Below are 12,843 nucleotides of genomic sequence, written 5' to 3'. Positions count from 1 at the left end.
CGCAAGATAATCAAAGAAAAAAATAGCACTTGAACTTTTTCATCATAAAATTAATTTTAAACCAATTCTATGCTAAAGGTTTCTTTAATACTCTATCAAAAAGCTCAAAAATAAAGGCAATTACGATGACCAAGGCGGAACCGATAAAATTTAACCACAAATACCCCAATTTCTCATCGCCCGAAGGATGGATATGGATGAGATTGTAATAGACGATACAGATAATGATCTGTGTTACTATGGCCGCAAAAAAGACCGCATTCCCCTTAATGAACTTGAAAAAGAACGCCAAAAGGAATATGCCCAGTACATTGCCATAAAATATACTTCCTATAATGTTCACCAACTGGATCAAATTATCAAAAAGATTGGCTATACAAGCGATGAGAATGGCAATTATGCCCCAAATTAACGTAAAAGCCTTTGATGCCTTTACATAGTCCTTTTCCGTAAATACATTGTTATTTTCTCTTTTGAACCTGCCAAAGGTCACAAGCTGAAAAACTCTTAATATTTTAAGTCTCAGCTTTTCATTTCTTTTATACAAATCCAGCGCGGTAATGGTACCCAGTGCATTTAATTCGGAAGCGGTGGAGGACATGGCAGCGGATAGGATAACGGCCAATAATAAACCAATAAGTCCTTTGGGTAAATTATTCAGGATAAAGTGAATAAATACGTAATCCTTATCATTGATTTCCACGGATTTGTCCGCTTGCCTGATCAATGATTTTGCAGCTATGCGATTGATACTATCTTTTTTATTAATTCTGATGATCAATTGTTTTGCTTCCTCTACGGCGGCATATTCCTTGATTTCCAATGCTGCCGAAAAATCATTTTGTGCAATTCTTTTTTCCGCTTCCAATGTAACTTGACCTTCCTGTAATAATCGATAGTCCTCGGCATACTCCGAATTCAAAACGGTTTTCGTCGCAGAAGGATTGAAATTCAAGGGTGATGGATTGTATTGATAAAAAACAAATACCATAACACCCACCATGAGAATAAAGAATTGCATCGGGATTTTAAAAATTCCATTGAAAACCAATCCTAATTGGCTTTCCCGTATGGATTTTCCGGACAAATACCGCTGTACCTGACTTTGATCGGTACCAAAATAAGCCAGGGCTAAAAATAGCCCTCCTGTAATCCCGCTCCAGAACGTATATCTACTCTTCGTATTAAAACTAAAATCCAGAATATTAAGTTTATCACTGGCACCTGCAATTTTTAAAGCTTTGTCAAATGTAATATCGGACGGGAAATACCCTAAAATGAAGAAAAAGGTAATGAACATTCCAGTCATTATAATGAACATTTGCTGCTTTTGGGTTACGTTTACGGCCTTTGTTCCCCCGGAAACCGTATAAATGATGACCAATGTGCCAATAATCACATTTAAAGTACCCAAGTCCCAACCCAAAACCGCAGAAAGAATGATCGAGGGGGCAAAAATGGTAATCCCGGCGGCAAGCCCCCGTTGCATGAGAAATAGAATGGCGGTCAAGGAACGTGTTTTTAAATCAAATCTGCTTTCCAGAAACTCGTAGGCCGTATAGACCTTCATTCTATGGTATATTGGAACGAATACTATACAGATTATGATCATGGCCAAAGGAAGTCCAAAATAAAATTGAACAAACCCTATTCCATCATGAAAAGCTTGACCGGGCGTGGATAAAAAGGTTATGGCACTGGCCTGGGTTGCCATTACGGAAAGGCCTATGGTCCACCATTTGGCCTCGTTGCCTCCTTTTACATAGTCGTTTACATTCTTACTCCCTTTGGTTTTCCACACCCCATACACTACTATAAACAATAATGTGCCACAAAGAATAATCCAATCCAGTATTCCCATACTATGTGAATGAGGTCATTATGTAATAGAAAATGAGAATATAGATAAGGTTGAGCAGCAGAACAAGGGAATATTCCTTTTTCCAGTTATTACTTTTGTCTTTTTCTTGATTCATCCTTTTATCCTGTCTTGTGATTCGACTTTATCTTTACCAATGGACAACATATTGGAAAATAATTTATAAGCTCCCGGAACACCGGCCGGTAGTTCCCTAAAAAAACTCAGTCCGGTATAAATATAATTACCCTTGCCATAAGGAGCGATCAACAGACTCCCTTTTTTCCAATTTTCGCCATCATCCCTCATTTCTAGGATGGGAGTAAATTCCTTGCTCCATTTATTGGGAAAGTATAACCCTCTTTCCTGTACCCAACCTTTAAAATCATTTAAAGCAATCTTATTGGGGAAATTTACCACGGCATGTTCATTGGCCATTATTTTAACTTCGGAATGCTCATTAGTGACCCGATCTCTGCTAATTTGTAACGAATAGGGCGCTATATTCTCAAATTGGGCGGCCCATCTTCCGGCCGTATTATATTGAACAATGAGATTACCGCCATTCTTTACATAATCCAATATATGTTTTTGCTTAAAATCAAGCTCATTTACTACATTATAGGCCCTAATGCCCAATACTACCGCATCATATTTATCCAACGTGCCTTTTGAAATATTGGACGGATCCAATAAATGAACGGTATAACCAATTTGTTCTAGGCTTGTGGGAACATCGTCCCCGGCACCCATAATATATCCAATGTGTTCCCCGGCCTTTTGGATATCCAAACGTACTACTTTTGCTTCGGAAGGAATTAGTATGGTTTGCGTAGGAACGTGGTCATAAGCTATGGAGACCAATTCCTTGTTAATTTCCTTACCATTAATTTTAATCAGGGGCGATATAAAACCCTCATCTTCAAACTGGGGAGGGGACAAGGTGAAATAAAATGTCCGTTCATCATCTTTTTTTGCAATATGGAAAGGTTTAGTCTCTACATCTACATTCCAGCCTTTATCATAACAGAATTGCACCGTTCCCGAAACATTATCGGCATGCGCTTTGATGGTTACAGGAACTTGCTTTGGGGTGTCATCCGCAAAAATCAATACTTTATCCTTAAAACTGGCGGTAACTTCCGGCACGATTTCAAAAGGTTGATATATCTCACCTTTGTCCGGTCGGGCATATTTATGTATTACAGGCTTGGAAATTGACATCGGAATTCCGTCAAAATTGAGGTTAAAGGTCACTTCAAATGCCCGTGGCGTTTCTGGTTTTCCGATCCATTCGGCATTCTTTACGGTATATACGCCCATAGTGCCTTTTTCCATCAGCCAATACGGACTCGTATATTGAGTGCTTTCCGGAACATCGAGGGAAACATCTTTTTTCACCGTTATATTTGTTGCGAGAACCAGGGCATTGCCAATGACCTCGTTTTTATTTATTTGTACGGATTCCAGGACTATTTTGGCGGCGCATCGGTTTACGGCTTCAATACCAATGGTAGTGGTTTCCCCAGGATTGGCATAGGCAGTTTTGGCGGAGCCTTCCAAATGCAATCCGGCAACCTTAACGATAATCGTCTCCAATTCCCTGGATTTTAATTTTTTCCAATGTTCATCCTCTATATGTTGTAATAAACCATAGGCCTTGAGCAGTTCGGGAAGATGCTTGGAAGGGTTTGTGAAATCGAAATTCTTTTCCACATTATACAAAATAGCACCGATTTTCGTACCTCCCTCAACTCTTGACCAGGTTGTATCGATCCCTTCAAAAGGATCGGTCATATCCTTCGGTAAATCTCCTTTTAGTAATTCCAAATAATCCTGTTGAGCCCCTCTGGTGTTCAACCGGCCGAATCCCTGACAAAGATGTTGACTACTGGCCAAAGAAGCTATTTCATTATTGGAAACCCCCAAGGTTGGGTAATAGGCACCTACATTAATGGAAAGCATATTGGTTTTGTCCGCTTTTTCAAAATTTTCCCGACTGCCGTAAAACCACCAGGAGGTATTAAAGAACAATCGCTTGGGTTGCCAGATTTCCGTTGTTGACAGTTGTTCTGGATATGAATTTGGATCGTTCACTAAATCAAAGGCCTCTACACTGAGCATTGCGGAAGACGTATGGTGGCCGTGGGTCGATCCGGGACTCCTATGATCGAACCGATTAATGATAATATCCGGTTTAAATTTTCGTATCGTTTGGACTACATCGCCCAATATGGTTTCTTTGTCCCATATTTTCAAGGTCTCCTTAGGGTGCTTGGAGTATCCAAAATCATTGGCCCGGGTAAAAAACTGTTCGCCACCATCAATCCTCCTTGCGGCCAAAAGTTCCTGAGTTCTCAATACGCCTAATAATTCCCTAAGTTCCGGACCTATTAAATTTTGGCCGCCATCACCTCTGGTCAGGGAAAGATATCCCGTTCTGGCCTTTACACCGTTGGACAGATAAGAAATCAGTCGTGTGTTCTCATCATCGGGATGTGCCGCAACCAATAATGCGGTTCCCAAAAAATTGAGTCTTTGAATGGAATGATAAATATCTGACGGGGTATTCTTTTCGGGGACTTGGGCACTTAATTTAGTAAACAAAAAAAGCAAACAAGAAAAAAGAACCAGAAGTTGGCGCATATTGATGGTTTTAGACAAAAACCAAAGATAGAAAGATAATATACCTATAGGATTTTTTTTACAACTTCTTTAACAAACTAGTTTTCATCTCGACCGGAAACAGATTGGCCATCACAAGTTGATACAGGTATGCTCTCTTTTGAAGGATCATATTGTTAGAATATGTAGGTGTCCAACCGTTCGGTTTTCTATAATATATTAAGATGCAGTCCTTCTTGAGGATTTATGAAAAAAGGACTCTATAAACTACAATCCCAGGCTATCTCGTAAATACAGATACTTATTGCTGTTTTGTTGCCAATAGGGAGTGTTCAATGATTTCTTTTTTATTCCTTTGGACGCTAGTACCTGCGCATTGGGGCCATAACCGCTTTTAAAGGTCTCCGTCCAACTTTCTATAGTATAGGGGAATGTTTTGGTAAAGTTGATTTTTAACGAACGGTTCAAATCCGGATATATTATTTCGTATGTCTTGACTTCCCCCTGTACGGTTATGGATGCTATCGCCTTGTAAGCCCGTAGTTTTTTGTGTGATAGGCGTATGTATTCCAGTGAGGGAATCATTTCAATTTGACCCACAGGTAAATTAGCCGGATTTATTCTGATTTTATTCCAAATCTCGTTCTCCAAATGTGTTTTGTCCAAACTAAAATTTTGATCGGCCTCGTTTTCAAAATAGGAATGGGACTGTATTTTAAAATTATCCCTATTATTGATCTGTGCATACACCTGCCCGCACCATTCTTGGGAAGAAAAAGCGACTTTAACCGCATGTTGTTGATCGTGTACCGGATAAAAACTACTGCTCATAATGGAGTACGGATAGATTCCCGTTAAATAGTTTTTTGTCGAATTTAATTTTAATACCGGAACATTATCCGCATGATGATTATCTGCTTTTACCTGTTTTCCGAACAAAAACGGTTCCGTAACATAGATTAGTACGGCATTACCTTTTCTAAGTTCCCCATATCTGGCCTGTTCCAGCTCATAAGACGTTATTTCTGCCTTACCGGCATACCAATATTCCTTAAATTCCTGGGAAAGTTCATTTTTTAATATTGTATTTTCATCGGTTTCGGAGTGCATTGCCAACTGCTTCTCGTTTTTAATGATTTTATCCTTGCAGGATTGGATCAGCGTACCGATTGCGATACTGGCGACGATGGAAAATCCTAATTTGAGCCATTTTTTAAACATAATGTTCGGGTTTTTATCAAAATTACCTAAAAACGGTCAGGATACCATGTCCATTAACGTTTTGTAAACCAATTGTGTAGGAAGCCCTACGACATTGGTATAGGAACCTTTGATCTCTTCAATGCCGATCAGGCCGATCCACTCTTGAATACCGTAGGCCCCCGCTTTATCATAGGGCCTATAATTCTCGATATAATAGTCTATCTCGATTTTGGAAAGGTTTTTAAACTTCACCCTGGTCGAATGATTTTTTATTTTTTGTCTATTAATGGTGGTAAAGCATACCGAGGTAATGACCTCATGCCAATCACCGGAGAGTTTTTCAAGCATTTTATAGGCCTCGTCCCGGTCCACCGCCTTTGCCAAAGATTCCCCATTGTGCCAAACAACAGTATCGGAAGTGATCAATATTTCGTGGGTACCTAAACTTTCTTGATGAACGGATGCCTTGAGTACGGACAGGTAGTCTGAAATTTCCGAAGCTCTCAAGTGCTTCGGATAGATTTCCTCTACGGCTTTTAACCGGACCTCAAAATCCAATCCCATTTCTTTAAAGAACTGTTGTCTTCTTGGTGAGCCCGAAGCCAGGATTATTTTATGGTCCCTAAGTTTTTCCTGCAGCATTATTCAGTCGTTGGCAGCACTAAAATGATCCATCCAATCGCCCCTTACTTTCAATACCTGTTCAATAACGTCCCTCACACAGCCTTGCCCTCCATTGATATGTGAAATGTACCGGCTTATCGCCTTTACTTCCGGAACGGCATTTTGAGGGCATGCGGCCAGGGCCACACGCTTCATTGGAGGAATATCCGGAATATCATCGCCCATATACAATACTTGTTGGTCATCTATATCATAAATATCCAAATATTCCTCGAGTGCATCAATCTTGTGATGCGCTCCCATATAGATGTCCGTTACTCCCAAACCACGTAATCGGTTCCTGACACCTTCATTGGTCCCTCCGGTAATGATGCATATATTGTACCCCTTGTTCAGCGCAACTTTTAACGCGTACCCGTCTTTTACGCTCATTTTACGGAGCATTTCACCATTGGTGGTAATTAAAAGGGTTCCGTCCGTGAATACGCCGTCAACATCAAAAACAAATGTGGTAATATTCTTTAAGAAGGTTTTATAACTTTTCTCCATTCGTGGCTTTTATAGCATTGCTCAAAAGTATATATATTTCTCTATGCTTTTCCTCTTTGAGCAAATTTAAGTGTTCGTGCATGGTTTTTTGGTCGCCCCTTCGTGCAGGGCCGGTCTGCGCTTCATTTGGGGTCAAAAAATTTACTTTATTTGCAGTTTCTGAAATCAAAGAATTTAATAGGTTGAATTCCAGTTGATTATCATCACATATTTCTTTTGCTATGGCGTAAAGATAATTGGGGAAATTATTGACGAACACGGCGGTGGCATGCAGTATTTTTCTCTTTTTGGAAGGTATGACCTGCACTTTTGTGCTTAGGGTGGTGCCAAGTTTTAAAAGCAGCCCCAGGCTCTCTTCGGAATTGGCCTCAATACATATGGGAATCGTTGTAAAATCTACTTCTTGCCCGTTCGTAAAGGTCTGTAACGGATAAAAAACACCAATGTTTTTGTTCGGGCCAAGGACTTCCATATTCATGGCACCGGCGGTATGCACCACCAATCCGTTCAAATAACTTATTTTTTTGGCAACCTCATGGATGGCCCCATCTTTTATGGCCAAAATGTAAATATCGGAATCTAACAGTGCATCATAATCGGAAGAAATAGAAGTGAATTTAGAAAATACGTCCAAACGCTTTCTATTTCTCCCTATCACCTGATTTAGCCGAATACCCTTTGCTTTGGAAAAAGCAAAAGCCAAATGTTCCGCCAAATTGCCCGTTCCAATAATGGTGATGGATATCATGCTACAAAATTAGCGATATAATTGCACATATATCCACCCTTTTAAGGTGTGAACAACCTTAAAATTTTAAATCGAATGTTAGAAGGGCTCTTATTTTTCCTTCATGGTTTAGGCACAGGAAACGGTCACATCATGCCTATGGCTATTGCCTCTGGAAGATTCCACTTGTATTGTTTTTGCACTTTTCAAAGTGGTGAAATTCTCCGCGGTAAGCGTAATGTCGTGGTTATGTCCTGAACCACCCTGAATGGAATACGTCTTTTCCACACCTGCTTCTATATCTTCTTTTGATACGGTCAAAGTATGTCCATGATTATTGCTAATAGCCGTGGCATTAGCTCCGTTCTCCGCACAGTCCCTTTGTTCGGGGTCGATCGTTGGGTCTCCATTGGCGCTATCGTCATTGGAACATCCAAGTAGTGAAATTGCCGGGATTCCTATTAAAAGAGTTCCCGCTGCTTTTTTGATAAAAGTCTTTCTGTTCATTTTCATAGTTTTTAGATTTTTACAAGGTGTTGGAATACAAGTTTTTGGTCAGATGATATACATAAACCTAACAGTGCTTGTTGCTTAAGGTCCGCCCAATTTTATTTACCTCATTACAGGCTTAGGCTTTTGGGCCGGTTTCATACAATTTTGATAATGAAAAAGCCCCTATGGCCATTACAAGGTCACGAACGGCAACATCTATAAAATTGCCGCTGATCAATAGTATCAAAGCAATAACTGTTAACCAAACCATTACTACCAAGGCCCCTATCCTTGGCCTTATGAATACCAGTACGCCCGCCACAATTTCTATAAGCCCGACAAGAATCATAAAAGTTCCCGTTTCTACCGGGACTATCCCCGAAAAATTGGAGCCCAAATATTGGCCCCAATCCGTCAAGAGGTTTGTAAACTTGTCCAATCCGGCAATAATCGGTACGAGACCATAAGTGTATTTCAACACTGTTTTCACTAGGTGAATATTTGAATCCATTCGTTTTTTGATTTTATAGTTTAACTTTAGATAAGTGAAGCGCAAAAAGGTTACAAAATTTTGTAACTATTTCTTATAATTTCAATCTAAGACCAAAGCATACGGCAATGGGAACAACCAAACAAGGAGATTTTAGGAATCGCAAAATAGCAGAGGTAGAAATCATCGATAGGATTCTAGCAGGAGAAAAAGAATTGTACGAAATACTTTTAAGAAGAAACAATCAAAAACTTTTTCGTGTTGTAAGAAGCTATATTAGGGATAGTGCCGAAATAGAGGATATTATGCAGAATACATATCTGAAAGCGTTTGAAAAACTAACGCAATTTAAGCGGACCTCCACTTATTCTACATGGCTGATCAGGATCGGTATTAATGAAACCCTGGCCAGGTTGAAGGAAAAGGGAAAAATAATAGATATAAACGGACCCTCTATAGCGATTACCAAAAATACAATTTTGGAAATCCCTGCCGGAGATCAATTAAACCCTGAAAAACGAATGATCAGAAACGAGGCAAAACAACTTTTGGAAAACGCAATAGATACCTTGGACGTAAAGTACCGTACGGTGTATATTTTAAGGGAATTGGAAGAGATGTCCATCAATGAAATTTCGAACTGTCTAAATATTTCCGTTTCCAATGTAAAGGTACGTCTTCATCGGGCTAAAAACAGCTTAAAGGAAAGGCTTTACGAACTCACTATAAATACCGAGGAGGTTTTTGGATTTGGTGCCCATAAATGCGATAATATTACTGATCGCACCATGGAAATTATATTTCGCCCATAGCCTAACCATCTTAAATTGCTTTTATAGGTTTTTATGCCAAATTCCTTTTGTTCCTAAACAAAGAAAAAAAGATTGTTATACCATTCGGAAACAAACCAATTTAAGATATTATCTCTTTAAAATACCCTATTTTTGCCTGTTGAAAATCAACGTTTTTCTTCATGACGGAATTGCTAAAGAAATTTTTTTTCTCCACTCGATTAATGGCCGTTCTTTTTATTGTTTTTGCCACGGCGATGGCCTTTGGTACGTTCATAGAAAGTTGGTATAGTACGGAAACGGCACGTATCTGGATTTACAATACTACATGGTTCGAGGCCATTATGGTCTTTTTTGTCATAAATTTTATTGGAAATATTACTAGATATAGATTGTTCCGTTTGGAAAAATGGCCAGTTCTTACGCTGCATTTGTCGTGGATATTAATTATTATAGGGGCGTTCGTAACACGCTATATAAGTTATGAAGGAATGATGCCCATACGGGAAGGGGTCTCCGAAAATGTTTTTTATTCCGCCAAGACCTATTTGACGGCCCATGTTGATGGTGAAATCGATGGAGAACCCAAACGTAAAATCTTAGAAGATGATTTGATCGTTACGGAGCAGGCCATTAAATCCAATCTGCCTTGGCGGTCGGATTTTAACGGCACGGATTTTTCCATCTCCTATGTAGATTTTATTGAAGGGGCCAAAAAAGGACTTTTGCCCGATCCGGAAGGAAATACGTATTTAAAATTAGTTGAGGCCGGGGACGGCCAACGCCACGAACACTTTCTGGAAAATGGAAAAGTGACCAGTGTGCATAATGTATTATTCGCCCTGAACAAGAAAATGGATGGTGCCATAAATATTTATACGACAGATTCCGTTTATCAAATAGAACCGTCTTTTGGCGGGAATTTTCTGCGCATGGCGGATCAATTTCAAGGTCAGGTGATCAAGGATAGCCTACAACCATTGCAATTGCGTTCTTTGTATCAGCTGGCGAATATGCAATTTGTTATGCCGGATTCGCTTGTCCGAGGCTCATATGGAATAGTGGAAATACCTGAAAAAGAAAAGACCGAAGGGGATTTTGATGCTTTGGAAGTCGCCGTAACTACCAATGGGGAAACTAAGCATGTAAAAATCTTGGGGGGGAAAGGGAATACCAATTTTACGGATAAAATACAGGTTGGTGGATTGGGCTTTTCATTGCGCTATGGATCTAAAGTCCATGAACTTCCTTTTGCCGTTCAGCTCAATGATTTTATAGCCGTAAAATATCCCGGTACGGAAAAAGGGTACGCTTCTTTTATGAGCAAGGTCACGGTAAAGGACAAACGTCCCTATGATTATGATATTTTTATGAACAATATCCTCGATCATAAAGGCTACCGGTTTTTTCAGGCCGGGTTTGACCCCGATGAAAAAGGCACCAGACTATCCGTTAACCATGACCAATGGGGCACATGGATCACGTATGTAGGTTATTTTCTGTTATACCTCGGTTTAGTGGGGATTATGTTCTTTGGGAAAACACGGTTCAAAGACCTTGGCCAATCCTTGAAAAAGTTAAAGACCAAAAAGGCAAAACTGACTACCCTCCTTATTTTTGGCTTATTTTTTAATGCCATAGGGCAGGAGCATACGGTTAACGATGGCCATGATCACAGAGGCAAAATGCCAACTCAGGAGCAGATAGATTCCGTTTTAAGGGCGACCATGGTTTCCGCGTCACATGCCGAGAAATTTGGAAAACTGGTCATACAGGACGAGGGGGGACGAATGAAGCCCATAAACACCTTTTCCTCGGAATTGTTACGGAAATTAAGCCGTAAGGATAAATTTAAGAGTATGAACGCCGATCAGATATTCCTGTCCATGATGATGAATCCTGCGGTTTGGTACAATACCGAATTTATCAACCTGAGCAAGGATGTGAAAAATGATAGCATAAGACACTTGATCGGTGTTCCTGAAAATCAAGAATATGTTAAGGCGACCGATTTTTTTGATGCTAAGGGAAACTATAAATTGGAGTCTGTATTGCGGGAAGCTACATCGACCAATAATCCAGATGCCTTTGAAAAGGATATAAAACAGGCGCATATTAGGGTAAATCTTTTAAATCAGGCCCTTAGTGGAGAAATGATTAAAATATTCCCGTTATTGAATGATGAGAACAATAAATGGATATCCACGGTAGCCTATAGAGGGGGACAATATCCGGTGGCCGACTCACTTTATGCCAACTTTATTAAAAACTCCATTCCCTATTACCTAATGACCTTGCAAAAAGCAAAGGAAACGGGTGATTATTCCGTAGCAGATAAGTTATTGGACGCTTTTAAGCAAAACCAGGAGAACCATGGGAGTGAAATACTGCCCTCCAAGGAAAAAATAGATACCGAGATTATTTACAACAAACTGAATGTTTTCAATCATTTGTATAAGTTGTACGGCTTGTTCGGTTTTTTGCTTTTTATCATATTGATTTTTCAAATCTTTAAAGACCGCTCCATTTGGAGGGTAGCCATATATGCCTTAAAAGGAACGATCATTATTTTGTTTTTATGGCATACGGGCGGGTTGATACTTCGTTGGTACATTTCTGGCCATGCCCCGTGGAGTGATGCCTATGAAAGTATTATTTATGTTTCTTGGGCTACTATGGGTATGGGACTCCTGTTTACCAGAAAAAGTGATATGACCATGGCAGCGGCCGCTTTTGTGACCTGTTTGCTACTTATGATAGCCAACTGGAACTGGGTAGACCCTGCTATTTCCAATTTGGTACCGGTATTGGATAGTTATTGGTTAATGATACATGTTGCGGTCATTGTGGGGAGTTATGGCCCGTTGATCGTAGGGGGGATATTAGGCTTTGTCAGTCTTTTGTTGATATTGTTGACCACCAAAAAGAACCAAAAACGCATGGAAATCAACCTGAAAGAATTGACCATCATCAATGAGTTGGTTTTAACATTAGGTTTGGTTATGCTGACAATCGGCAATTTTTTGGGCGGACAATGGGCCAATGAAAGCTGGGGGCGTTATTGGGGTTGGGATCCCAAAGAAACCTGGGCCTTAATTTCCATTATGGTCTATGCCTTTATTATTCATACCCGCTTGGTACCGGGACTTCGCAGTAAATGGTTATTTAATTTTTTGAGCCTGGCAGCTGTGGGGTGTATTATGATGACCTACTTTGGGGTAAATTATTATTTGGTAGGACTGCACAGTTATGGACAGAGCGGTTCAGCGGCAATAACACCTTATTATGTGAAATATATTGTTTTGGCAGTTTTGGTCTTAGGTGGACTTAGTTATTGGCGGTATCGTGCAAATTATGTTAAATAATGTATTGATCGTGTCCTACTTCTTATTTTTTTACCATCTTTGTTCCATTATGAAGCTGTAAGGATTATGTATTTTATAGATGTCATCGGGTTTTTACCCAAAAAGTAATGGACTTACTT

Annotated in this window: 10 protein-coding genes; 2 read left to right on the top strand and 8 right to left on the bottom strand. The window is 39.8% G+C overall.

The window, feature by feature from the left end; all coding sequences use genetic code 11:
• Positions 1-67: 67 nt before the first annotated feature.
• From ACKWB9_RS05580 to ACKWB9_RS05545, 8 genes are all read right to left on the bottom strand, one after another.
• Entirely contained in the window at positions 68-1,861 is a 1,794-nt protein-coding gene (locus ACKWB9_RS05580; RefSeq protein WP_414002012.1) for a sodium:solute symporter family protein, read from the bottom strand.
• Positions 1,862-1,972: 111 nt separating this feature from the next.
• Entirely contained in the window at positions 1,973-4,504 is a 2,532-nt protein-coding gene (locus ACKWB9_RS05575; protein WP_414002011.1) for a PIG-L family deacetylase, read from the bottom strand.
• A 246-nt stretch (positions 4,505-4,750) separates the two neighbouring features.
• Positions 4,751-5,704, bottom strand: a complete 954-nt coding sequence (locus ACKWB9_RS05570; RefSeq protein WP_414002010.1) for a septum formation inhibitor Maf — start codon at positions 5,702-5,704, stop codon at positions 4,751-4,753.
• A 36-nt stretch (positions 5,705-5,740) separates the two neighbouring features.
• Positions 5,741-6,328, bottom strand: a complete 588-nt coding sequence (locus tag ACKWB9_RS05565) for a Maf family nucleotide pyrophosphatase (protein ID WP_414002009.1) — start codon at positions 6,326-6,328, stop codon at positions 5,741-5,743.
• 3 nt (positions 6,329-6,331) lie between these two features.
• Positions 6,332-6,859 (bottom strand): KdsC family phosphatase, encoded by a 528-nt coding sequence (locus ACKWB9_RS05560; protein ID WP_414002008.1) that lies wholly within the window; start codon positions 6,857-6,859, stop codon positions 6,332-6,334.
• A complete protein-coding gene (locus ACKWB9_RS05555) occupies positions 6,843-7,607 on the bottom strand; it encodes a Rossmann-like and DUF2520 domain-containing protein (protein WP_414002007.1) in 765 nt (254 codons plus the stop codon). Before ACKWB9_RS05555 ends, ACKWB9_RS05560 begins: the two co-directional genes overlap by 17 nt.
• Before the next feature lie 108 nt (positions 7,608-7,715).
• Positions 7,716-8,093: a hypothetical protein gene (locus tag ACKWB9_RS05550; protein WP_414002006.1), complete on the bottom strand. Its 378-nt coding sequence runs from the start codon at positions 8,091-8,093 to the stop codon at positions 7,716-7,718.
• Positions 8,094-8,214: 121 nt separating this feature from the next.
• A complete protein-coding gene (locus ACKWB9_RS05545) occupies positions 8,215-8,589 on the bottom strand; it encodes a hypothetical protein (protein WP_414002005.1) in 375 nt (124 codons plus the stop codon).
• A gap of 107 nt (positions 8,590-8,696) precedes the next feature.
• Between ACKWB9_RS05545 and ACKWB9_RS05540 the strand changes: the two genes are divergently transcribed.
• Both ACKWB9_RS05540 and ACKWB9_RS05535 read left to right on the top strand, forming a co-directional pair.
• Positions 8,697-9,380: an RNA polymerase sigma factor gene (locus ACKWB9_RS05540; protein ID WP_414002004.1), complete on the top strand. Its 684-nt coding sequence runs from the start codon at positions 8,697-8,699 to the stop codon at positions 9,378-9,380.
• A 161-nt stretch (positions 9,381-9,541) separates the two neighbouring features.
• Positions 9,542-12,724, top strand: coding sequence for a cytochrome c biogenesis protein (locus tag ACKWB9_RS05535; protein WP_414002003.1), 3,183 nt, complete (start codon positions 9,542-9,544; stop codon positions 12,722-12,724).
• The last annotated feature ends 119 nt before the right edge of the window (positions 12,725-12,843 follow it).

This window comes from Maribacter spongiae, from assembly GCF_047345125.1.
Lineage (GTDB): Bacteria > Bacteroidota > Bacteroidia > Flavobacteriales > Flavobacteriaceae > Maribacter.
Note: the sequence above shows the minus strand (reverse complement) of the source record. Positions and strands in the feature narration are given on the sequence as shown.